Below are 23,088 nucleotides of genomic sequence, written 5' to 3'. Positions count from 1 at the left end.
TGGCCGGTTCTGCGTTCCATCGCCGGCTCCTGGAGGAACCGCTAACGTTGCCGCTTACCAGGACACCGAGACGCTCGCCGATACGGTGCGGCCCGGGTTGCTGTAGCGATCGATCACGCTGCTGTTGGACGCCAGCGTGGAGGTGATGCTGGACCAGTCGATGTAGTTGCAGTCCGCCAGGTTGAACACGCCCACATTGAACTTGGCGCCCGGCGCGAACTGCCAATGCGCCATCAGATCCAGTACGCCATAACCCGCCGGACGGTAGGCGGTGGCAGCAGCGACACGGTCCTTGCGGCGGGCAAAGGTACCGGCCAGCTCCACACCCCAGTCGTCGCGGTCATACATCAGGCCGACAGTGCCGCGCAGCGGATCCACCGAATCCAGCGGTACATCCTCTGTGCGGTTCTGCCCATGCGCCCAAGCCACGGCGCCACGCAGGCCCCAGCCCTGCAAGGCATCGCTGAGCTGGCCGAAATCAACACCGGCCTTCAACTCGGCGCCGTAGATGCGCGCATCGGCGATGTTCTGCGACTGGAACACCATCAGGCCCTGCGCATTGACACCCACATAGCGCTGCGATTCGATGAAGTCGCGGTAGTCGTTCCAATAGCCGCTGACACTCATGTAGGCCACCGGGCTGACGTAGCGCACGCCCAGTTCCAGGCCATTGCTGGTTTCCGGCTTCAGGTCCGGGTTGGGAATGGCGGTGTAGCCGAACATCAGATTGGTGAAACCCAGATTGACGTCGTTGTACGGCGGCGAACGGAAACCGTGTGCGTAGCCGGCAAACAGCGACCATTGCGCATCGAAGCGCCACACCATGCCCAGCTTGGGCGAGACGCTGGTCTTGGTCAGCGAGGCCACCGCCATGTCCGGGTTGTCGTCGCGGAAGATACTGTCGAGCTCAGGCTTGAGACGGTAATGGTCAACGCGCAGCCCCGGCACCAGCGACAACCGGCCATCGGCCAGGCGCATTTCATCCTGCACGTACAGGCCGAGTTCGGTGGTCTTGCTGATCGGGAAATCGCGCACCGGGAAATTGTCCGGCGAGATATTGGAACTGATATTGCCGTTGGCCAGCACCTGGTAGCCATCGCGCTTCTGGCGGATATCGGTCAGTGCGCCATCGAAGCCCCAGGTCAGCGCGTGTTCGACGCTGCCCGACTGCAGGCGCTTGTTGAACTGCAGTTGTGCGCCGTTGACGCGCTGGTCGAAATGGAAGGCGCGATGACGACGGCTGCCATTGGTGCGGCCTTCGTTGGTGACCTGGGTGGTTTCACTGTTCTGGCTGTAGATCTGCCAGTTCAGGCTATCGGCAAAGGCAGCGTCCAGCGCATCCATTTCATGGGCGAAGGACAGCCGCGTGCGGCTCTGCGTGTCATGTGCGGTCATGTCGGTAGTGGTACGCGACGCCGCCACTGGATGGCCGGCATTGACCGCCGAATACACGTCGGTATCGGTGCTGTCCTCGTTGCCTTCCACTGTCAAGCGAAAGCGCTGGCTTTCGTCTGGCGCATAGACCAGCTTGGCCAGCACACTGCGGCCATCGCGCTCCTGCGGATTGGGCGCGGTGCGGGTGTAGTCCTGCGTGCGCACATCACCCTTGTTGACCGTTTCCTGGCCCTGGTGATGGTTGACGTTGACCATGCCACTCCAGTGCTCCCCGCCAAAGGCCGTGGTCACGCTGCCCAGCAGCCCTTTCCAGTCGCCGTCGTAGCCGAATTTCAGGCCGACATAGCTGTCCTTGCCGTCCTTCAGATAATCCGCAGGGTCCTTGGTGACGAAGGCCACCACGCCGCCCAATGCATCGGAGCCATACAGGGAACTGGCCGGGCCGCGCACGATCTCCACCCGCTTGAGCGTTTCCAGATCGGTGAAGTTGCGGTTGCTGTTGGCGAAGCTGCCGATGGCGAAACTCTTCGGCATGGTGATGCCATCGGTCTGGATCAGCACGCGGTTGGCGTCCAGGCCACGGATGCGGAAACCGCCCAAACCGAAGCGCGTGGCACTGCGGGTGACCGACACACCCGGTTCGTAGCGCACCAGGTCGGCGATGTCGTTGGCCAACTGCTTGTCCAACTGCTCGCGATCGATCACATCGACGGTGGCAGCGACGTCGCCAAGTGCGCGTTCGGTGCGGGTGGCGGTGACCTGGACGCGATCAAATTCCTGCGCGACGGCAGGCGCAGCGTTTTCCGCATGCGCGGGTGACAGCACCGCCCACAGGGCAGCGCTCAAGACAGTTGGACGGATCATGGAAGCCTGGAATCATCGAGTGAACAGAGCCCCTGGCAGGCAGCCGGGCCGCGCGGGCGACCCGGCTGTAGCCAAGGGGGGAGAGAACTGTGCGATTCAGGCGTGCTTGGCGCGGGAACGCGCCGGCTGGCGGCGAATGCTGCCGGGAATGCGGGGTGTTGCGACTACTTGGTAAGGATCAGCTTGTCGTTGCTGGTATGGCGCAGGCGATAGAACTTGTCGCCGTGCTGGATGACGATTTCGCGCTGCCCCTTGAGCAAGGCACCGCTATCGATAACGCCATCAACCGGCAACAACTGGACCGAGCGCTGCGGCAGGTGGAGGGTACGCGGGCGAAGCAGAACGGGGTTGGCCGACATCATCGTGATTCCGTGCTGGGGACGGAGTTGATGATAATGATTCTCAACAACGATGCAAGAACTATTTGCATCTTCTACCCGCCGCACCGGCTTCGCGGCTGACGCCGCTCCTACAAAACCGCATAAGCCCATCAGCCCTGTAGTGCCGAGCCATGCTCGGCAGGGGCTCTACCAGTGGCCCTTCCAGCGTTGGCAAACCCGCAAAACCAAAGGCCGCCAACTGCGTTGAAATCACAGGCATGTACGCGCACTGATGGCGCATGAGCTTCGCGGCTCACGCCGCTCCCACCAAAAGCACAGCGGCACTGTAGTGCCGAGCCATGCTCGGCAGGGGCTCTACCAGCGCCCTGCAAGCACCGGTACAGCCTGCTGAAATCACCCGCAAGCGTGCACCGGTGCGACACCGGCTTCGCGGCTCACGCCGCTCCTACAGCCAAAACTCAGGCGAAAATCGCCTCGATCTGCTGCCAGGCGCCCTCTTCCACCCGTGCCAGCACGTCGAGCGCGCGCAGGTTCTCTTCCAGCTGCGACACCCGGCTTGCACCCAAGATCACGCTGGATACCTGTGGATTGCGCAGGCACCAGGCAATGGCCAGCTGCGCCGGCGATTCGCCCAGCTCGGCCGCCAACGCGGTGAAACGACGCACCTTGCCCAGCCGATCATCCGCCGGTTCGCCCAGCACCGAGGCCTGCAGCCAGCCCAGCGAAGACTGGCCCAGACGCGAATCTTCAGCGATGCCGTCGTTGTACTTGCCGGTCAACAGACCCGAGGCCAGCGGCGACCAGATGGTGGTGCCCAGGCCTGCGTCGGCATATAGCGGCGCGTACTCGCGCTCCACCCGGCTGCGGTGCAGCAGGTTGTACTGCGGCTGCTCCATGCTCGGCGCGTACAGATGGTTGGCACGGGCAAAGGTCACCGCTTCGGCGATCTGCGCGCCCGACCACTCCGAGGTGCCCCAGTACAGGACCTTGCCCTGGCGGACCAGGGTGTCCATGGCCAGCACAGTCTCGCTGATCGGCGTCTCGGCATCCGGGCGATGGCAGTAGTACAGGTCCAGATAATCCACCCGCAGGCGCTTGAGCGCGGCGTGGCAGGCATCGGTGACATGCTTGCGCGACAGCCCGCGCTGGGTCGGCGCCGGGTCTTCAGCCGAGCCGAAGAACACCTTGGACGACACGCAGTAGCCGTCGCGCGGCAGGCGCAGGTCGGCAATCACGTCGCCCATCACCTCTTCGGCGCGGCCTTTTGCATAGCCCTCGGCGTTGTCAAAGAAGTTGACCCCGTTGTCCCAGGCCGCCGCAATCAGATTGCGCGATTCGTCCCGCCCGATCTGGCTGCCAAAGGTCACCCAGGCACCAAACGACAAGGCGGACAGCTGCAGGCCGGACGACCCGAGACGACGGTATTGCATGGCTGGCTCCAACATAGGACCCTGCGCGCCACTCGCGCAGATTGGCCGCCAGTGTAACCCTGACTGCGCATTGGGCCGCCCCGCGGACCTTGCCGATACCGGCGCATTCGCCGTAATTGCTGGCTCATGCCATCTATATTCTTGCCCGGCATCAGCCGCTGCTCTAGGCTTGCGTCTTTTGCGGGCACGCCCGGGGATTACTCATGTTCGAAGGTTTGGGCAGAATCGGCTTCGGCCTGTTCGGCCTGGCGGTGCTTTTGGGCATCACCTGGCTGTTCTCCAACAACAAGAAAGCCGTTGACTGGAAGCTGGTTGCCACGGGTATCACCCTGCAGATCGCTTTTGCCGCGCTGGTGCTGCTGGTACCGGGCGGTCGTGACGTGTTCGACTGGCTGGGCAAGGGTTTCGTCAAGATCCTGAGCTTCGTCAATGAAGGTTCCAACTTCATTTTCGGCAGCCTGATGGACATTCCCAAGTACGGCTTCATCTTCGCCTTCCAGGTGCTGCCGACCATCATCTTCTTCTCGGCGCTGATGGGCGTGATGTACCACCTGGGCGTGATGCAGGCCATCGTGCGGGTCATGGCTGCGGCCATCACCAAGGTGATGCGAGTGTCCGGTGCTGAAACCACCAGCGTCTGTGCCAGCGTCTTCATCGGCCAGACCGAGGCGCCGCTGACCGTGCGCCCGTATATCTCCAAGATGACCCAGTCCGAACTGATCACGATGATGATCGGCGGCATGGCGCATATCGCTGGCGGCGTATTGGCCGCTTACGTCGGCATGCTCGGCGGTGGTGATCCGGCCTCGCAGGCCTTCTACGCCAAGCATCTGCTGGCCGCCTCGATCATGGCCGCGCCGGCCACGCTGGTGGTCGCCAAGCTGCTGGTACCGGAAACCGGTACCCCGCTGACGCGCGGCACGGTCAAGATGGAAGTGGAAAAGACCTCCTCCAACATCATCGACGCCGCCGCTGGTGGCGCCGCTGACGGCCTGCGCCTTGCGCTGAACATCGGCGCCATGCTGCTGGCCTTCATCGCCCTGATCGCCCTGCTCAATGCGCCGCTGACCTGGATCGGTGACATCACCGGCCTGGCTGCCGCCATCGGCAAGCCGACCAACCTGGCCACCATCTTCGGCTACGTGCTGGCCCCGATCGCCTGGGTGATCGGCACGCCGTGGGCTGACGCCACCACTGTCGGTTCGCTGATTGGCCAGAAAGTCGTGATCAACGAATTTGTCGCTTACATGGACCTGTCGGAGATCATCAAGGGCAACGTCCCGGGCGTCAGCCTGAGTGAAGAAGGCCGCCTGATCGCCACCTACGCCCTGTGCGGTTTCGCGAACTTCAGCTCCATCGCCATCCAGATCGGCGGCATCGGCGGGCTCGCCCCTGACCGTCGCCAGGATCTGGCAAAGTTCGGCCTGCGCGCAGTCCTGGGCGGCACGATTGCCACCTTGATGACCGCCACCATCGCCGGCGTACTGACCCATTTCGGTTGATCCACGCTGTAGAACCACTCCTGTTGATTCAATTCGGCGCGTTCATCGCCGTTACTGCTTCATCGCCACCTTAGAGACGTAGATTCCATGAGTTCTGTTGTCGTTGCTGGTTCCTTCAATGTCGATCACGTCTGGCGCTGCGACGCCCTGCCCGCACCGGGAGCGACCATTGCTGGCCGTTACAGCACCGGCCCCGGCGGTAAGGGCTTCAACCAGGCCGTGGCCGCACAGCGCGCCGGTGCGCAGACCAGTTTTGTCTGCGCGCTGGGTTCTGATGCCGGCGGCGACCTCGCCCGCCAGCTGGCTGCTGCCGACGGCATCGCGCTGGTGGCCGAAGCCAGCGACGAACCCACCGGCACTGCCGGCATCTACGTCGATGGCCGCGGCCGCAACTCAATCGTGATCGGCGCCGGCGCCAACGCCTCGCTGAGCACCGATTTCGTCGCCGCCAACGCTGCGCTGATCAGCGGCGCCAAGGTGCTGCTGGCACAGCTGGAATCGCCGGTGGAAACCATCGAAGCAACCTTGGCGCAGGCCCGCGAGGCCGGCGTGCTGACCATGCTCAACGCCGCCCCGGCCAATGCCCCATCCACCATCAGCCTGCTCAAGCTGGCCGATGTACTGACCCCGAACGAAACCGAGTTTGCCGCCCTGCTGGGCCGTCATGTCGGCGAGCGCATCGAGGCCGACGATGTGGCAACGCTGGATGGCGCCAGCCTGCACGCGCTGTGCCGCAAGCTGTCCGGCAACACCGTGGTGGTGACGCTGGGCGCGGTCGGCGTGTTTGTCTCGCACGATGAAGACAAGCTGCGCAGCGACAGCCAGCCGTACTACCGGGTGGCCGCCGAATCGGTGCAGGTGGTGGACACCACCGGCGCCGGCGATGCCTTCAACGGCGCCCTGGCCGCCTCACTGGCGCAGGCACCGGAGGCTTCGTTCATCAAGCACGTGCGCTTCGCCAACCAGTACGCCGCCCGCTCCACCGAGAGCGAAGGCGCCGCCTTGTCGATGCCGAAGATGACCCCGGCCGACGCCTGAGGCTCGGCTTTGCCCCCTCCCTTGCGCAGCAAGGGAGGTTGGGGATGAGTAGGCCTACGGCCTTTCAAGTACTCCCGGCTTCACGGCTTTGCTCCCTCCCTTGCGCAGCAGGGGAGGGTTGGGGATGAGTAGGCCTACGGCCTTTCAAGTACTCCCGACTTCACGGCTTTGCTCCCTCCCTTGCGCAGCAGGGGAGGGTTGGGGAGGGGTAGGCTCTGAGGCCTTTCAAGCACTCCCAGCTTCGCGGCTGACGCTGCTCCTACAGCCTGGGTTGCAGCCAGCGCCGTACAATACCGCCCATGCAGATCGGCCCCTACACCATTGCACCCAATGTGGTGCTCGCGCCCATGGCCGGCGTCACCGACAAGCCCTTCCGTCAGCTGTGCAAACGGCTGGGCGCGGGCTTGGCCGCCTCGGAAATGACCATCAGCGACCCGCGCTTCTGGAATACCCGCAAATCGCTTCATCGCATGGACCATGCCGGCGAACCGGCACCGATCAGCGTGCAGATTGCCGGCACCGAACCGCAGCAGCTGGCCGAGGCCGCGCGCTACAACGTCGACAACGGCGCGCAGATCATCGACATCAATATGGGTTGCCCTGCCAAGAAGGTGTGCAATGCCTGGGCCGGCTCGGCCTTGATGCGTGACGAAGCCCTGGTGGCACGCATCCTGGAAGCGGTGGTCAACGCCGTCGAGGTGCCGGTCACGCTGAAGATCCGCACCGGCTGGTGCGCCGATGTGCGCAATGCGCCCAGCATCGCCCGCATCGCCGAGGACAGTGGCATCGCCGCGCTGGCCATCCATGGCCGCACCCGCGACCAGCACTACACCGGTGTAGCCGAATACGAGACCATCGCCGCGATCAAGGCGATGCTGAAGATTCCGGTATTGGCCAATGGCGATGTGGATTCACCGCGCAAGGCCGAACATGTCCTCAAGCTCACCGGCGCCGATGCGGTGATGGTAGGCCGTGCCGCGCAGGGCCGGCCGTGGATCTTCCGCGAAATCGCCCACTACCTGGCCACCGGCGAGGAGCTGCCACCGCCCTCGGTGGAGGAAGTGCGCGACATTCTGCTCGGCCATCTCAACGACCTGCACGCCTTCTACGGCGAGCCGCAGGGCGTACGCATCGCCCGCAAGCACCTCGGCTGGTACGCCAAAGACCGGCCCGAGAACGCCGCCTTCCGCGTGGTGGTCAATGCAGCGGAAAGCGCAGACGCGCAGATACGCCTGACCCGCGATTATTTCGACGCACTGATAGCCGGTGAAACCGCAGGCATGCAGCAAACGGCCTGAAATCCAGCTTTTGTAGCGCCGAGCCATGCTCGGCTGGAGCCTTACCGGCAACGTCCGGACTGTGCATGAAGCCTCTGCCGAGCATGGCTCGGCACTACGCAATCCAAGTTTCTGTAGAGCCGAGCCATGCTCGGCTGGGGCGTTACCGGCAGCATCTGGATTTGTGCATGAGGCCTCTGCCGAGCATGGCTCGGCACTACGCAACCCAGCTTCTGTAGAGCCGAGCCATGCTCGGCTGGGGCGTTACCAGCAACGTCGGGATTTGTGCATGAAGCCCCTGCCGAGCATGGCTCGGCACTACCCAATCCCGCGTCTGTAGAGCCGAGCCATGCTCGGCTGGAGCCTTACCGACAACGTCCGGACTGTGCATGAAGCCCCTGCCGAGCAAGGCTCGGCACTACAAAAAAGGCCCACCGGCGTTAGCCGGTGGGCCCGTTCGACTGCCATCGGCGCGCGGGGGAGAGAACCGCGCCGGCGTGGATCAGCCGAAAACCTTGAAACGTGCTTCGTCTTCCATGAAGGTCTTTTCGCCCGGGGCCGCTTCATTGGAACCGAACGGCATCTGCGCGCGCAGCTGCCAGTTGCTGTTCACGCCCCAGTGCTTGCGCACCATTTCGTCGACCAGCGGGTTGTAGTGCTGCAGGCTGGCGCCTACGCCGGCATCGGCCAGCGCGGTCCACACCGCGAACTGGGCCATGCCGTTGGACTGCTCGGCCCACACCGGGAAATTGTCTGCATACAGGGCGAACTGCTCCTGCAGGCCCTTCACCACGTCGGTATCAACGAAGTACAGCACCGTGCCGGCGCCGGCGGCAAAGCTGTTGAGCTTGGCCTCGGTGGCGGCAAAGCCCTCGGCGGAAACGATCTTGCGCAGTTCTTCCTTGGTCAGCTCCCAGAACTTCTGGCTGTGGTCACCGAACAGGATCAGCGCGCGCGAGGACTGGGCATTGAAGGCCGACGGCGCTTCGCGCATGGCCTGCTTGATCAGGTTGCTGGTGTCGTCCTGGCTGATCGGCAGCTGCTTGCCCAGGGCGTACTGGGATCGGCGTTTCTTGTACAGGGAGATGACTTGGCTGTTCATGGGCGTTTCCTGAAGAGAAAGCAGGCCGGCAACAGCGCCGGTTTTTGCTTGATGGCGCCCATTGTATTTGCCATCAAATTTAGAACAATTACTTATATTTCAATAAATCGTTTCAATTTCGGAACAAATGTGCACCAAGCCGCGACCTGCCAGGACAAACCCGATGCAGAGTCGCGCCAAACCCTTATTCCAAAATCGTCAATTTCCATAAGCAATCGTGATCAGCAGCGGCTGCCCGCAAACCCGCAGCGCAGCGACATTGCCTGCGGCACCGCAATACTGGGTTCCGTTACGCATGCGCCGCAGTAACACCTGCTGGCGATACTTGTGCGATCACTGCATGACACCGTTTTATGACCCTCAACGACTTCCCCTACCTGCATGGCTTCTCCGCAACCGAACAGACCCGGCTGCGTAAACAGGCGCGCCTGTTCGAGCCAGCCATCTTCCACGACATCGATTTCCGCAATGCCCGGCATATCCTTGAAGTGGGCAGTGGCGTCGGTGCGCAGACCGAAATCCTGCTGCGCCGCTTCCCCGACCTGCGGGTCACCGGCATCGATCTGAACGAACGTCAGCTCGCCGCCGCCAATGCCCATCTGGCGGAAATGCCGTGGCTGCGCGAACGCGTCGAGTTCCAGCGCGCCAATGCCACCGACCTGCCGTTCGAGCCGCGCAGCTTCGACGGCGCCTTCCTGTGCTGGGTGCTGGAGCACGTGCCCTCGCCTGCCCGCGCCCTGGCCGAAGTGCGGCGGGTGTTGAGTCCCGGTTCGCCGGTATTCGTCACCGAGGTGATGAATGCATCCTTCCTGCTGGATCCCTACTCGCCCAACCTGTGGCGCTACTGGATGGCCTTCAACGATTTCCAGATCGACAGCGGTGGCGATCCGTTTGTCGGCGCGAAGCTCGGCAACCTGCTGCTGGCCGGCGGCTTCCGTGATGTGCAGACCCAGACCAAGACCGTGCATCTGGACAACCGCGAGCCGGCGCGGCGCAAGGTGATGTTCGCGCTATGGGAAGAACTGCTGCTGTCAGCGGCCGAGCAGCTGCTGGAGGCTGGCAAGGTTGACCAGGCCACCGTCGAAGGCATGCGCAGCGAATTCACCCAGGTACAGAACGACCCCAATGCGGTGTTCTTCTATTCCTTCGTGCAGGCCCGCGCCACGGTCTACTGAGTGCTGGCGGCACCGGTGCTCGCCGGTGCCCGCCAGATGCGTTGCCACATTTGCGCCAGGCGCTGTTTGAGCACGTCGCGATTGCCGGCCTGCCGATACGCAGGCTGCACTTGCCGTGGCGGCATCGCCTGCCACTGGCCATCGCGTTCGGTGGCGACGGCGAAGTTGAAGTTGTAATCCGGCTCCAGCCCCATGCGCAGATCGCTGAGCACCAGCTCGCCATCCACTACCTGCGCGCGCATGAAGCCGTGATTGAACCAATCCAGGCGTTGCACGGCCGGCACCTCGCCGGCCTGGCGCAAGGCCTGCACGTTCGACGGATAGCCCTGGAACTGCATCGGCCCGTGATCGGCCCATAGCGAACGATCACCGACCACATAACCCTGCGGAGTCATCGCCACCACCCGCCACAGCAAGGTATTGAACGGCATCGGCACCGAGAAGCGTGGCGCATCGGCCAGCCCCATATGTGCCAACGACTGTGCGGCAACGCGGTCGACCTGCGCCTTGGCAATCAATGACCAGCCCAGATAACCCGTGCTCAACACCAATCCCGCCACCAGCGCGCGTTGCGCCAATGGCCGGGCGCGGGCGAACCAGGCGATCACGCAGGCGAGCAGCAGCCAGATCGTATACAGCGGATCGATGATGAAGACGCTTGACCACATCGTCGGTGGCGGCGTCAGCGGCCACCACAACTGTGTGCCGTAAACGGTGAAGGCATCCAGCAGCGGATGCGTGACCAAGGCCAGCACCATCGCCCACCACCAGCGCGCGGGCGCCTGCGCAACCCGGCCATGGCCGAAGCGCTTGTACAGCCACCAGATCAGCGTGCCCAGCAAGGGCAGCACGAACAGCGAATGGCTGAAGCTGCGATGCACGGTCATCAGGCTCACCGGGTTGTCGGTGAAGGCCATGATCAGCAGCCCGTCCAGATCCGGCAAAGTGGCCAGCCCTGCGCCGGCGAGCAGGGCCGCGCGGCGATGGCCGGCGGGAGTGATGGCGGCGGCAATGGCGCCGCCGAGAACGATCTGGCTGAGGGAATCCATGCGCCGATGCTAGCAGCCGCCGCTGCGTTCAGTGCTGCCGCCTGCCAGCCAGCCGCCACAGCATCAGGCCGCTGTACAGCACTGCCAGCAACAGCAGATTGAGCAGCTCGCCGCCAATTTCCGGCACGCGCGCACCCAGTTGCTGGGTGCGGACGATGGCATTGATGCCGGCGGTGGTGGGCAACAACTTGGCCAGCGCCACCAGGGCCGGTGGCGACGCCAAGGCCGGCCACGACAGGTTGGACAGGAAGAACAGCGGGATCGACACCGCCGTGATGTATTGGAAGGCGCGCTCACGGGTATCGAAGAAGCTGGCGATGAACATCCCGAACGGCACCGTCGCCAGCGCGAACAACAGCACGGCCAACAACAGGCCGGGGATGTTGCCGCCACGCGGATAATCCTGCGCCCAGGCGGTGAAACCGACGTAGTACAGCAGCCCGCACAGTGCCACCATCGCGAACGCCACGGCCATACCTGACAGGGTCGGCAGGTCGAAGTGCAGGCGCCGGCCCAACTGCGCACGGCGACTGCCTAAGAGAACGCCGATGCCGAGCAGCAGGGTCTGGTGCACGATCAGTTCCGATACCCCCGGCACCACGCTGCTGCCATAGCCTTCACGGGTGTTGTAGAGCGGCCGCTGCACCAGTTGCAGCGGTGGCGCCTGCGGTGCACCCATGAAGGCGGCCTGGCGCCGCGCCTGCTCGCCACCGAAAGCGGTGATGCCTTCGGCAAGACCACTGAGGATGGCGCTGGCCCGGCTCAGGTAGGCGCCGTTGCCCAGCAAGACCAGTTGGCCGCTGCCACCGCGCAGAATGTCGCGCTCCAGCCGCTGCGGGATCAGCACGATGCCATCCACCTCGCCAGCCAGCAATTGCTGCCGGGCCTGGCCCAGATCGGTTGGCTGGCTGACCACGCGCACCGCACGCAGCGCATCCACGTGGCGGATCAGATCGCGGCTGGTCGCGCTGTGGTCGTCATCCACCACCGCGATCGGCAGGTCGCTGGCAACCTGGTGACGGTAGGCCGCCGGGTAGAAGAACGAATACAGCAGCACCGCACCTATCATCACCGCGCGCGCCGCCGGGTCGGCGAACATCGCCTGCAGCGTGCGCCGGAAGCTGGCGGTGAAAGCACTCATGCGCGCACCTGCGGTTGCCGTGACAAGCGCAGCAGCAAGGCTGCGCCGAGTCCGCCCGCCAATAGCGTCATCAACAGCAGGATCACCAGTGGGCGCAGCGACAGCTGCCAAGGTGAGCCCATGAACAACTGCTGCATCTGCACCTGCACATAGGCGGTGAGCGGTAGCAGCGCGTTCCAGAGACGGGTGAACAACGGTGCTTCGATCACCGGGAAAGTCGCGCCGGAAAACGCCAGCGCGGTGCCGATGGTCAGACCCACCGCCGACAGCCCGGTGCACATGTCGCGGGTCACCGCGATGAACAGCACGGCAAAACTGCAGCTGGCCAGATAGAACAGCGGTTGTGCCAACAACATCAGCCACAGGCTGCCTGCCACGCCGTCGCCACGCACGTAGGCCACGTACATCAGCCCCAACGTGCCGTACAGCGAAAACAGCGCCACATAGGGAAAGAGCTTGCCGGCCATCGCCGCCCACGGCCGCTGCTGCAGCCAGCCCGCAAGCAGGCCGTCGCGCTGCTCGCGACCGAACGCGGCACCGGCTGCCAGCGCCGCCAACAAGGACAGTATCGCCGGCAAAATCAGTGGCAACAGGAACAACTCGTAGCTACGCGCCGGGTTGTACAACACTGTGGCCTGCACCGTCACCGGTGCACCGCGCAGTTTTGCCGGGCCAACCTGCAGGCCGATCTGTCCCTTCAGCAGCTGCGCGTTGTAGGCACTCACCGCATCGGCGATATCGCGCCCGGCCGATTGCCCGGTGGCCATGTAGGTGGCGTTGTAGAAAGCATAGACCGGCGCCGGTTCAGCACGCAGCGCACGCCGGCTGAGGTCGCGCGGCAACAGCACGATGGCAAACACATCCAGCGCGCGCAGCTGCGCCTGCGCCTGTTGCAGCGAGACCGGCTCGGTCGCCACCCGCAACCCCGGGCTGTCATCAAGCGCACGGGCCAGGCCGCGACTGATCGGGCTGTGGTCCAGGTCGACCACGGCGATCGGCACCTGCCGCAGCACCGAGCCGGAGAACAACCACATCATCAGCCCCATCAGCAGCAGCGGCAGCACCGTCACCAGCGCCAGCTCCCAGCGGTCGCTGCGCCAATGCCGCAGCTCACGCCGCACTGAGCCGGCGAAGGCCTTGCCCGGTGTCAGCCCTGCGGCCATGCAAACAGCACGCTCATGCCCGGCCGGAAACCCTCGATCGGCTGCTGCGGCCGCGCCCGCACCTCGAAGCTGCGCACGTCGTAGCCGGACGACTGGCGGGTGCTGCGCCAGGTGGCGTAGTCACCGGCCGGGCTGATGAAGTAGACCTCGAAGGTGGCATCGCGACCCTGCAGCGCCGGAATGGTGCCGCGCAGGCGCGCGCCGGGCTTGAGCCCGTTCATCTGGTCCTCGCGCAGGTTCAGCGCCACCCACAGATGGTCGATGTCGACCAGGGTGAACACCGGGTAGCCGGCCGGCACCAGTTCGCCGATGTCGGCCATGCGCTTGCCCACCTCGCCTGCCAACGGTGCGCGACCCTCGGTTTCCTGGCGGGCCGCGTCAACCTCTGCCTTGGCGCCTTCGGCCTGCCGTACCTGCGCCTGCGCTGCCTCCTTGTCCTCGACCCGCGCGCCGGCCAGGGCCTGGTCGTACTGCGCCCGCGCCGCGCGCGCCAGTTCATTGGAACTGCGCGCCTGGGCCTGCGCCTCGTCGCGCTTCTGCCGGCTCACCACGCCCTCGGCATACAGGTTGTCGAGCCGCCGGAAAGTACTGGTGGCAAGTTCCGCACCCGCCACCGCGCGCTTCCAGTTGGCCTCGGCGGCACGGATGTCCTCGCTGCGCGCGCCATCCTCGGCCTTGGCCGCCATCGCCTTGGCCGCCGCCACCACCGCGTCGGCCTGGCGCTCCTTGGCGGCCACTTCCGGGCTGTCCAGTTCAAACAGCACCTGCCCGGCACTCACCCGGTCACCTTCGCGTACATGCAGCTGGCGCAGGCGCGCGGTGACCTTGGCGGCGACATTGACGTTGTCGGCATCGGCCATGCCCTGTATCTGGTCCTGCGGGCTGCGCAGCCCCAACCACAGGCCGACCCCCACCAGCACCAGCAGCACCACGCCGGCAATCAGAAACACGCGGCGCTGCCGCGGGCTGGTTTCCACCTGCAGCGAATCGCTCATTCCAGCACCTTGTCCGCGCGTTGGCGGTAGTCATCAAAACGTTGCAGTTGCCCACTCACTTCCAGCAACTGCGCCAAGGCCACGTCGAACTGGTAGGCGGCCTGCGCACGTTCCACCTGTGCGGCACCCAGCGCCAGACGCGCGTCGATCACGTCCAGCGAGGTGGATTGCCCTTCGCGGAATGACAATTCCTGCAGCCGCTGGTTCTCCTCGGCCTGGGCGATGCTGCTGTCCAGCAGCTGGAACTGTGCGCGTGCGGTCTCCAGTTCATTCCACGCCTTTCCCACGCCCAGCTGCAACTGGTTTTCCACCTCGTCCAGGCCCGACTGCGCCTGTTCCAGCTGCGCCCGCGCCGCACTGACCTGCAAGGGCCGCGCCGTGGGCGAGAGGAAGGTGTAACGCACGCCGATGCCAAACGCCCAGTCGGCATCGGTCAGCAACGCATCGCGGCGGCGCAGGTCGTATTGGCCGAACAGGTAGATCTGCGGCTTGAGCTTGGCCTGCTGGGCACGCACGCCCTGCTCGGCCTGCGCGGTCAGCGCGCGCAACCGACCGATCTGCGGATGCCGCTGCTGCGCGCTGCGTTCGAATTCCTCGCGCGCCCCGACCGGGCCGCTGATCACGAACAGCGGCGAAGTGGTGCCGACCGTGCCACCGCTGCGCAGCAGGGTGGCCAGCGCCTGCTGCAGGGTGGACAGATCGTTGACCGCTTTCTGGTATTCGCGCTCGGCCTTGTCCCGGGCCACATTGGCCTGCAAGCGCTGCGCCTTGGTGGCGAAGCCCTCGCGCTCAAGCTTCTGGGCATCTTCAAGGTGACGCTGCAGGCCGTCACGCACTTCGCGCCGCACCTGCAGTGCCTGCTCGGCCAGCTGCTGGCCGAAGTAGGCCTGCACCAGCTGCAGCGACAATGACTGCCGCTGTACTTCGCGTTCGGCCTGGGCCAGCTCGGTGGCGGCCTCCGCAGCCCCTTGCGCGGCGGGTATCAAGCCACCGCTGTACAAAGGCACGCTGGCGGTGACGATGGGGCGGGTGCGCCAGTCACGCTCGCCGAACTCCAGCGGCGACTCGATGCCGAAGGCCTCGGCCACCGGCGCCAACGAGCCCAGCGGCAGGCTCAGGGTTTTCTGGAACTGCATGCGGCGCACATCGGCGGTGATTTCCGGCAACCGCAGATAGCGGCTGGCGTCCTGCAGGTCCTGCTTGTTGCGCACCCCGGCATCGGCTGCGGCCAATGCATCGGAGACCTGCTCCAGGCGTTGCCGGGCCTGCTCGTAGCTCAGCGCCGGCACCGCCTCGGCGGCCACCGCAGCCGGGGCCAGCAGCACCCACAGTGCACCTGCCCATATCGTCATCGTGCCTGGCTGCTTGGCTGCCACCCGATACTCCCTGCTCGTCGGCCGGCCCCAGCATAGCGGCCCCGGCAGTGAGGAAGAAGTCAGGCCGTCAGATCAGGCCGCCCGTGCCAGCGGCTGGACGCCGGCCAGGCAGGCCAGCGTGCGCCCGCCATGGTCGAGCAGGCGCAGGCTGCCATCCGGGTCTTCGGCCAGAGCGGTCAGGCTTTCCACCCAATCACCGTCGTTGGCGTAGATCAGGCCATCGCGCTCGATCAACGCGGCACGGTGGATATGGCCGCAGACGATGCCATCAAGGCCGCGCCGGCGCACGTCAGCCAGGCCCGCCTGCACGAAACGTTCGATGTAGCGCTCAGCCGCACCGCTCTGCCGTTTGAGGAACTCCGACAACGACCAGTAACGCATGCCGAGCCGACGCCGGGCAGCATTGAGCAGACGGTTGCCGCCAAGGATGCGGTAGTAGAGCCAATCCCCGAAGCGCTCCTGCAGCCCGCCGAAATGGGTGGCGGCGTCGTAGTCATCGCCATGCACCACCAGCAGGCGGCGGCCATCAGCGGTGGTATGGATGGCGCGGCGACGCACCTGCATGGCCGGCAGCATCAAGCCACAGGTGCGCCGCAGCGGTGCATCGTGGTTGCCGGGGATGTAGATGATCTCGGTGCCGGCACGGCGCAGGGCCTGCAGCGCTTCGATCACCTCGTTGTGTGCCTGTTGCCAGGTGGCGCGCTTATGCGAAAGCCACCATAGATCAACGATATCGCCCACCAGGTACAAACGCTCGCAGCGCAGGCTACCGAGGAAGCGTGCAAGCTCGGCGGCATGGCAATGCCGCGCGCCCAGATGCGTGTCGGAGATGAACACCGCACGCCGGTATGGCGGCAGCACCGGCACCGTGCTCATGCCAGCGCTCCGGCATCGCGCAGATAGCGTTTGCGCTTGTGCGGGCGGATGGCCTGCAGGTCCACTTCGATCAGTCCGTCGATGGAATCGCTGAAATCCGGATCCACGCCGAATGCAAGGAAGCGCGCACCGCCGGGTTCGCACAGTTCGGTGTACTGCCGGTACAACGTCGGCACGCTGGTGCCCAGCGTTGCCAGATTGGCCTTGAGCACGTCGAATGCAGCCGCTGCATCCAGGGCACCAAAACTCGGCGGCGCGGCGAAGTACTGGAACGGCCGGTTCGACTCGGCCAGGCTGCGGCCGGCACCGTAGTACTGCTGGTAATAGGCCACCAACTGTTCACGCGCCGCACGTGGCAGCGCGGCACTGATCGACACCGCACCAAACAGATAACGGATGCCCGGCTGGCTGGCCAGGTAGGCACCAATGCCCTGCCACAGATAATCCAGGCTGCGGCTGCCCCAGTAGTCGGGCACCACGAAGCTGCGGCCCAGCTCCATGCCTTCGGCGATGCGCGGAATGGCATCGTCCGAATAGCGGAACAGGCCGGCGGTATACAGCCCCTGCAGGCCACTGCGCGCCAGCGCCGGGGCGCCGCGCATGACCCGGTAGGCACCGGCAATGCGCTGGGCCGGCGCATCCCAGACCACGATGTGCTGGTAGAGCGGATCGAAGTCGTCCAGGTCGCGGCTGCGGCCGGTGCCCTCGCCCACCTCGCGGAAGGTCAGCTCGCGCAGCCGGCCCAGTTCCAGCAGCAGCGGCGATTTGGCACTGCATCGGGCCAGCCGGATCTGCTTGCCGTCGCCGGTCTGACCAAGCAGTTCAGCCTCCGCAATGGCGGCGGCAAGCTGGGCGGCGGCAATCGGTTCAGCAAGAGGTTGCGGGCCGCTGCCCTGCGTCTCGCCCCCCTGCCGCTGCCCGCCCAAGGCATAAAGCGCATCGCGTACCGCCTGCAGCTGCTGGGTTGGTTCCTGCTGCGTGTCCAACTGCATCAGTTCGCCAACCTGCAAGCGCAGCGGCCGTTTGCCACGGGCGAACATCTCGCGCGCCAGCAAGGCAGTCCCGGCCGGCTTGAACAGCGCCGAGGCGCCATAGAACAAGGCCGAGTTGCGCGCCTGCACCCGCACCGGCAGCACCGGCGCCGCACAGGCGCGGGCAAAGCGGACAAAACCGCGGTTCCAGCGGCCATCGCGGATGCCCTGCAGCGACAAGCGCGAGACCTCGCCGGCAGGGAACACGATCACGCACTGCTCGGCCTGCAGCGCCTGCTCCACCGCCTGAAGGCTGGCCCGCTGGGCACGGCCGCCGAGGATGCGCACCGGCAGCAGCAGCTCGCGCAGCGGTTCCAGCTCCAGCAGCAGGTCGTTGGCGATGATCCGCACATCGCTGCGCACTTTGCCCACCGCATCCAGCAAGGCCAGCGCATCCAATGCCCCGGAGGGATGGTTGGCGACTATCAGCAGGCGGCCGCTGGCCGGTACCCGTGCCAAGGCCGCAGCATCGACCGTGTAGTCGGCGTCCAGGAAGCCGAGCGCGGCGCTGACAAAGGCGAAACCCTGTAGCCCGGCGCTGCGCCGCAGGAAGGCATCCAGCTTCTCGAAACGAGATAGTCGTCCCACTGTGCGCAACAGCGGCCGGGCCAGATGCCCGCGCGGGCCGTGGAACCACTGCGGGTAACGCTGCTGCAGGCGGTACGCGATCTGGTGCATGGTGAAGTCTCCCTGACGGCCCATTGGCCGGGAGCCTGCGCCCGCCAGAAGGCAGGCCGATGGCGGTTTTGCGGCAATTCGGTGACCCCGCCTTAACCGTATGGCAACAAACGCATCGGCACTATTCCGTCAAGGTGCCGAGCGTGTATCATTCGCGACCATCTTTCCATCCGAATCAAGGGATATATAGCCCGATGTCCAGCTACCTGTTCACCTCCGAATCGGTCTCCGAAGGCCATCCGGACAAGATTGCCGACCAGATCTCCGATGCGGTGCTGGACGCGATCCTGACCCAGGACAAACGCGCCCGCGTGGCCTGCGAAACCCTGGTCAAGACCGGTGCGGCAATCGTCGCCGGCGAAGTGACCACCTCGGCGTGGGTCGATATCGAAGAACTGACCCGCAACGTCATCAACGAGATCGGCTACAACAACTCCGATGTCGGCTTCGACGGCCACACCTGCGCCATCATCAACATGCTGGGCAAGCAGTCGCCTGATATTGCTGCCGGCGTTGACGGCACCAACAAGAAGGCCAAGAAGCCGGAAGAGCAAGGCGCTGGCGACCAGGGCCTGATGTTCGGCTATGCCTGCAATGAAGCCCCGGAATTCATGCCGGCGCCGATCTACTACTCGCACCGTCTGGTCGAGCAGCAGGCCAAGGTCCGCAAGAAGAAGAACTCGCCGTTGCCGTGGCTGCGCCCGGACGCCAAGAGCCAGGTGACCCTGCGTTACGGCCAGGACGGCAAGATCGAAGGTCTTGATGCCGTGGTGCTGTCGACCCAGCATGATCCGGGCGTGAAGCAGAAGGACCTGGTCGAGGCCGTGCGCGAGCACATCCTCAAGCCGGTGCTGCCGAAGGCGTGGCTGGACAAGCTGGCGAAGAACAAGGTGCACATCAACCCGACCGGCATCTTCGTGATCGGCGGCCCGGTGGGCGATTGCGGCCTGACCGGTCGCAAGATCATCGTCGACACCTACGGCGGCATGGCCCGTCACGGTGGCGGTGCGTTCTCCGGCAAGGACCCGTCCAAGGTTGACCGTTCGGCCGCTTACGCTGCCCGTTACGTCGCCAAGAACGTGGTTGCCGCTGGCCTGGCCGACAAGTGCGAAGTGCAGGTCTCCTACGCCATCGGCGTGGCTGAGCCGACCTCGATTTCGGTCACCACCTTCGGCACCGGCAAGATTCCGGACGCACAGATCGAGAAGCTGATCCGCGCCCACTTCGACCTGCGTCCGTACGGCATCATCAAGATGCTGGACCTGATCCACCCGATGTACCAGCAGACCGCTGCCTACGGCCACTTCGGCCGCAAGCCGAAGGACTTCTCGTACGTCGACGGCGACGGCAAGACCCAGAACGCAACTGCGTTCTCCTGGGAAAACACCGACCGTGCCGAAGCCCTGCGCAAGGCTGCGAAGCTGAAATAAGGCTGCAGGGCCGGAGTCCGGCAGCAACACAGTTTGAACAGAGAAGGCCGCCCGCAAGGGCGGCCTTCTTTTTTGGCTTCGGCTTCTTTTTTGGCTTCGGCTTCTTTTTTGGCTTCGGCTTCTTTTTTGGCTTCGGCTTCGGCTTCGGCTTCGGCTTGGTTTTGGTTTTGGTTTTGGTTTTGGCTTCGGCTTTGGCTTTGGCTTTGGCTTCGGCTTGGCTTTGGCTTTGGCTTTGGCTTCGGCTTGGCTTTGGCTGAGCCGTTGATTTAGCCCTTCTCCCGCCTGCGGGAGAAGGGTTGGGATGAGGGCAGCTTTAGCTTTGTGGCTTTGGCTTTGGGCCTGGATCTGGCTTCAGCAAAAGCAACGGCTAGAAATCTAAAACCCCCTCATCCGCCCTTCGGGCACCTTCTCCCGCAAGCGGGAGAAGGGACAGCCAAGCAACAGCCAAAGCCAAAGCCAGAGCCAGAGCCAAGACCAGAGCCAAGACCAGAGCCAAAGCTCCGGCTACGGCTACGACTACGGCCACGGCAAAAGCAAAAGCAAAGGCCAAGGCCAAGGCCAAGGCAAAGCCTCCGCCGAAGGCGAAGGCGAAGGCGAAGGCGAAGGCGAAGGCTCAAGCAGCATCTCCGGCAAGACCACTGTTACCACCTTCTGCCACTCACCCTGCCCGCCCTCACCAGCAATGCACTACCATCGGCCCATGGGGAAAAATGACCGTAGACCAATTGCCGCCCGTTCCGCCGGCTGGGCCCAACGCCTGAGCGCCGCGCTGGCACGTTCTTCCATCACACCCAACCAGATCTCCGTGCTCAGCGTGTTCTTCGCCGCCATCGCTGCGGTAGGACTGCTGGCAGCCCCGAACCTGATCGGCCTGCTGACCTGCGCCATCTGCATCCAGCTCCGCCTTGTCTGCAACCTGCTCGACGGCATGGTCGCAATGGAAGGCGGCAAGCAGACTCCTACCGGCGCGCTCTACAACGAATACCCCGACCGCATTGCCGACTCACTGCTGATCATCGCCCTCGGCTACGCCGCCGGCATGCCTTGGCTGGGTTGGCTTGGTGCCCTGCTGGCAGCACTCACCGCCTACGTACGCCTGTCCGGTGCCAGCCTCGGCCTGCCGCAGGATTTTCGCGGGCCAATGGCCAAACAGCACCGCATGTTCGCGCTTACCGCCGCCTGTGTTCTGGCCATCATCGAACAGCTGATCGGCAATACCGCCTACGTCCTGCCCGCTGCGGCCATCATCATCGCCGCCGGCTCGCTGCTGACCTGCATTACCCGCACCCGCGCCATCGCCGCGCAACTCAAGGCAAGCACCTGATGCTTTCAAGCCTGCTGGTCGCCGCCGTCAAGGTTTTCATTGGTGCCTACCCGCGTTGGGTTGGCAGCCGCCCCAACGACACCCAGCGCATCTACTTCGCCAACCACTCCAGTCACCTGGATACGGTGGCGCTGTGGTCGGCACTGCCGCCGGCACTGCGCGAGCACACCCGCCCGGTCGCCGCGCGCGACTACTGGAGCAAGGGCGTACGCAAGCTCATCGCCGACAAGGGTTTCAATGCGGTGTTGATCGAACGCGACCGCAACAAATGCGTTGGTGATCCTCTGCAACCGCTGCATGACGCGCTGGATGCCGGTGACTCGTTGATCCTGTTTCCGGAAGGTACGCGCAACCACGACCCCTTGCCGCAGCCGTTCAAGGCAGGCCTGTTCCACCTGGCACAGCACTACCCGCATGTGGAGCTGGTACCGGTGTACCTGGACAACGCACGACGCGCGCTGCCCAAGGGCAGTCTGGTACCTGTGCCGCTGGTATGCACGGCGCGCTTCGGTGCGCCGCTCAACCGCATCGCCGATGAGGACAAGGCGCAGTTTCTCGAACGCGCCCGCAACGCCGTGGTGGAGCTGGCATGAACAACGTCTTCCAACAACTGCCGCTGGGCAGCTTCGTGCAGCAGGCCATCGAGCGCGCGCCGGCCAGTTTCTGGTGGATGATCGGCGGCGTGATCGGGGTACTGGTGCTGGCCAGCCTGATTGGCTTCATCCTCGGCCGGATCAAGCCCGGCTCGGTGGTGGACAACCTCAACGCACGCATTCGCGCGTGGTGGGTGATGGCCGGGGTGCTGCTGTTCTGCTTCCTGCTCGGCAAAATCGCCACGCTGGTGTTCTTCGGCCTGCTGTCGTTCTTCGCCCTGCGTGAATTCATTTCGCTGACGCCAACACGGCGCGGCGATCACCTGGCGCTGTGTCTTTGCTTCTACATCGCGATACCGCTGCAGTACTGGCTGATCGGCATCGACTGGTATGGCCTGTTCGTCATGTGCATTCCCGTGTACGGCTTCCTGGCCTTGCCGGCGATATCGGCCTTGTCCGGCGACACCGAGAATTTCCTGGAACGCAACACCAAGATCCAGTGGGGCGTGATGCTCACCGTGTTCTGCCTCAGCCATGCACCGGCGCTGATGCTGCTGCGCATCCCCGGCTACGAAGGCCAGAACCTGATGTTGCTGTTCTACCTGCTGCTGGTGGTACAGCTCAGCGACGTGCTGCAGTACGTGTTCGGCAAGCTGTTCGGCAAGCATCTGCTGGCCCCGCTGGTCAGCCCGTCCAAGACGGTTGAAGGCCTGGTCGGTGGCGGCTTGGCGGCGACTGGCGTCGGCGCCGCGCTGTACTGGATCACCCCGTTCTCGCCGCTGCAGTCCGCGTACCTGTCGCTGCTGATCGTGGTCTGCGGCTTCCTCGGCGGACTGGCGTTGTCAGCGGTCAAACGCAGCCTGGGCGCCAAGGACTGGGGTGAAATGATCGAAGGCCACGGCGGCATCCTCGACCGTCTGGATTCGGTGGTGTTCTCCGCGCCGGTGTTCTTCCACGTGGTGCGCTACAACTTCCAGTAAGCCCACGACGGTTCGGCCCTACAAATGCCGGATCCCTGTAGTGCCGAGCCATGCTCGGCAGAGGCTTTACCGGTAGGGCTCCAGCCGAGCATGGCTCGGCTCTACAAATGCCAGGCTCCTGCAGTGCCGAGCCATGCTCGGCAGAGGCTCTACCGGTAACGCTCCAGCCGAGCATGGCTCGGCTCTACAAATGCCAGGTTCCTGTAGTGCCGAGCCATGCTCGGCAGAGGCTTTACCGGTAGGGCTCCAGCCGAGCATGGCTCGGCTCTGCATCACAGCACCGGTGTGCCTACCGTCTGCACGCCGGCTGGAGTAGCCTGCTCTTCCC

At 64.7% G+C, this 23,088-nt stretch carries 20 protein-coding genes; 9 read left to right on the top strand and 11 right to left on the bottom strand.

Annotation, left to right across the window (positions count from 1 at the left end; all coding sequences use genetic code 11):
* Nucleotides 1-54: 54 nt before the first annotated feature.
* The 3 genes from BCV67_RS13460 to BCV67_RS13450 all read right to left on the bottom strand — a co-directional run bounded on the left by BCV67_RS13460 (nucleotide 55) and on the right by BCV67_RS13450 (nucleotide 4,030).
* On the bottom strand, nucleotides 55-2,259 hold the full coding sequence (locus BCV67_RS13460) for a TonB-dependent hemoglobin/transferrin/lactoferrin family receptor (protein ID WP_062169195.1): 2,205 nt from the start codon (nucleotides 2,257-2,259) through the stop codon (nucleotides 55-57).
* Between the two features lie 164 nt (nucleotides 2,260-2,423).
* Complete coding sequence (gene hemP, locus BCV67_RS13455; protein ID WP_062171758.1) at nucleotides 2,424-2,618, bottom strand: hemin uptake protein HemP; 195 nt, start codon at nucleotides 2,616-2,618, stop codon at nucleotides 2,424-2,426.
* Nucleotides 2,619-3,058: 440 nt separating this feature from the next.
* Nucleotides 3,059-4,030: a potassium channel beta subunit family protein gene (locus BCV67_RS13450; RefSeq protein WP_062169197.1), complete on the bottom strand. Its 972-nt coding sequence runs from the start codon at nucleotides 4,028-4,030 to the stop codon at nucleotides 3,059-3,061.
* 203 nt (nucleotides 4,031-4,233) lie between these two features.
* Between BCV67_RS13450 and BCV67_RS13445 the strand changes: the two genes are divergently transcribed.
* From BCV67_RS13445 to dusB, 3 genes are all read left to right on the top strand, one after another.
* The gene (locus BCV67_RS13445) at nucleotides 4,234-5,532 is read left to right on the top strand and encodes a NupC/NupG family nucleoside CNT transporter (protein WP_062169199.1); all 1,299 of its coding nucleotides are present in this window, start codon (nucleotides 4,234-4,236) and stop codon (nucleotides 5,530-5,532) included.
* A gap of 87 nt (nucleotides 5,533-5,619) precedes the next feature.
* Nucleotides 5,620-6,570: a ribokinase gene (locus tag BCV67_RS13440; RefSeq protein ID WP_062169202.1), complete on the top strand. Its 951-nt coding sequence runs from the start codon at nucleotides 5,620-5,622 to the stop codon at nucleotides 6,568-6,570.
* A gap of 299 nt (nucleotides 6,571-6,869) precedes the next feature.
* Nucleotides 6,870-7,868, top strand: a complete 999-nt coding sequence (gene dusB / locus BCV67_RS13435; protein WP_062169204.1) for a tRNA dihydrouridine synthase DusB — start codon at nucleotides 6,870-6,872, stop codon at nucleotides 7,866-7,868.
* Between the two features lie 481 nt (nucleotides 7,869-8,349).
* On the opposite strand, the gene BCV67_RS13430 is transcribed toward dusB, so the two are convergent.
* The gene (locus BCV67_RS13430; protein WP_062169206.1) at nucleotides 8,350-8,949 is read right to left on the bottom strand and encodes a nitroreductase family protein; all 600 of its coding nucleotides are present in this window, start codon (nucleotides 8,947-8,949) and stop codon (nucleotides 8,350-8,352) included.
* Here BCV67_RS13430 and BCV67_RS20160 point away from each other — a divergent pair.
* Nucleotides 8,938-9,258, top strand: coding sequence for a hypothetical protein (locus BCV67_RS20160; RefSeq protein ID WP_156455865.1), 321 nt, complete (start codon nucleotides 8,938-8,940; stop codon nucleotides 9,256-9,258). The genes BCV67_RS13430 and BCV67_RS20160 overlap by 12 nt on opposite strands.
* Before the next feature lie 44 nt (nucleotides 9,259-9,302).
* Nucleotides 9,303-10,124, top strand: a complete 822-nt coding sequence (locus tag BCV67_RS13425) for a methyltransferase domain-containing protein (RefSeq protein WP_057630735.1) — start codon at nucleotides 9,303-9,305, stop codon at nucleotides 10,122-10,124.
* On the opposite strand, the gene BCV67_RS13420 is transcribed toward BCV67_RS13425, so the two are convergent.
* From BCV67_RS13420 to BCV67_RS13390, 7 genes are all read right to left on the bottom strand, one after another.
* The gene (locus tag BCV67_RS13420) at nucleotides 10,118-11,173 is read right to left on the bottom strand and encodes a metal-dependent hydrolase (protein WP_062169209.1); all 1,056 of its coding nucleotides are present in this window, start codon (nucleotides 11,171-11,173) and stop codon (nucleotides 10,118-10,120) included. The genes BCV67_RS13425 and BCV67_RS13420 overlap by 7 nt on opposite strands.
* A 28-nt stretch (nucleotides 11,174-11,201) precedes the next feature.
* Nucleotides 11,202-12,314 carry an ABC transporter permease gene (locus BCV67_RS13415; protein ID WP_062169211.1) on the bottom strand — a complete coding sequence of 371 codons (1,113 nt, stop codon included), beginning with the start codon at nucleotides 12,312-12,314 and terminating at the stop codon, nucleotides 11,202-11,204.
* Nucleotides 12,311-13,477, bottom strand: coding sequence for an ABC transporter permease (locus tag BCV67_RS13410; RefSeq protein WP_062169213.1), 1,167 nt, complete (start codon nucleotides 13,475-13,477; stop codon nucleotides 12,311-12,313). Before BCV67_RS13410 ends, BCV67_RS13415 begins: the two co-directional genes overlap by 4 nt.
* A complete protein-coding gene (locus tag BCV67_RS13405) occupies nucleotides 13,462-14,472 on the bottom strand; it encodes an HlyD family secretion protein (RefSeq protein WP_062169216.1) in 1,011 nt (336 codons plus the stop codon). The genes BCV67_RS13410 and BCV67_RS13405 overlap by 16 nt, the downstream gene beginning before the upstream one ends.
* On the bottom strand, nucleotides 14,469-15,824 hold the full coding sequence (locus BCV67_RS13400) for a TolC family protein (RefSeq protein ID WP_082746606.1): 1,356 nt from the start codon (nucleotides 15,822-15,824) through the stop codon (nucleotides 14,469-14,471). Before BCV67_RS13400 ends, BCV67_RS13405 begins: the two co-directional genes overlap by 4 nt.
* 96 nt (nucleotides 15,825-15,920) lie before the next feature.
* Complete coding sequence (locus BCV67_RS13395) at nucleotides 15,921-16,724, bottom strand: UDP-2,3-diacylglucosamine diphosphatase (protein WP_062169218.1); 804 nt, start codon at nucleotides 16,722-16,724, stop codon at nucleotides 15,921-15,923.
* Complete coding sequence (locus BCV67_RS13390) at nucleotides 16,721-18,433, bottom strand: GNAT family N-acyltransferase (protein WP_062169220.1); 1,713 nt, start codon at nucleotides 18,431-18,433, stop codon at nucleotides 16,721-16,723. Before BCV67_RS13390 ends, BCV67_RS13395 begins: the two co-directional genes overlap by 4 nt.
* A gap of 194 nt (nucleotides 18,434-18,627) precedes the next feature.
* Here BCV67_RS13390 and metK point away from each other — a divergent pair, with 194 nt between their 5' ends.
* From metK to BCV67_RS13370, 4 genes are all read left to right on the top strand, one after another.
* Nucleotides 18,628-19,863 (top strand): methionine adenosyltransferase, encoded by a 1,236-nt coding sequence (gene metK, locus BCV67_RS13385; protein ID WP_062169222.1) that lies wholly within the window; start codon nucleotides 18,628-18,630, stop codon nucleotides 19,861-19,863.
* Nucleotides 19,864-20,563: 700 nt separating this feature from the next.
* Nucleotides 20,564-21,187: a CDP-alcohol phosphatidyltransferase family protein gene (locus BCV67_RS13380; protein ID WP_062169226.1), complete on the top strand. Its 624-nt coding sequence runs from the start codon at nucleotides 20,564-20,566 to the stop codon at nucleotides 21,185-21,187.
* Nucleotides 21,187-21,780, top strand: a complete 594-nt coding sequence (locus BCV67_RS13375) for a lysophospholipid acyltransferase family protein (protein ID WP_197430010.1) — start codon at nucleotides 21,187-21,189, stop codon at nucleotides 21,778-21,780. The genes BCV67_RS13380 and BCV67_RS13375 overlap by 1 nt, the downstream gene beginning before the upstream one ends.
* 77 nt (nucleotides 21,781-21,857) lie before the next feature.
* Nucleotides 21,858-22,760: a phosphatidate cytidylyltransferase gene (locus tag BCV67_RS13370; RefSeq protein WP_062171764.1), complete on the top strand. Its 903-nt coding sequence runs from the start codon at nucleotides 21,858-21,860 to the stop codon at nucleotides 22,758-22,760.
* The last annotated feature ends 328 nt before the right edge of the window (nucleotides 22,761-23,088 follow it).

The organism is Stenotrophomonas nitritireducens, assembly GCF_001700965.1.
GTDB classification, from domain to species: Bacteria; Pseudomonadota; Gammaproteobacteria; order Xanthomonadales; family Xanthomonadaceae; genus Stenotrophomonas; species Stenotrophomonas nitritireducens_A.
The sequence above is the reverse complement of the archived record's forward strand: the minus strand, read 5'-3'. Positions and strand labels throughout refer to the sequence as shown.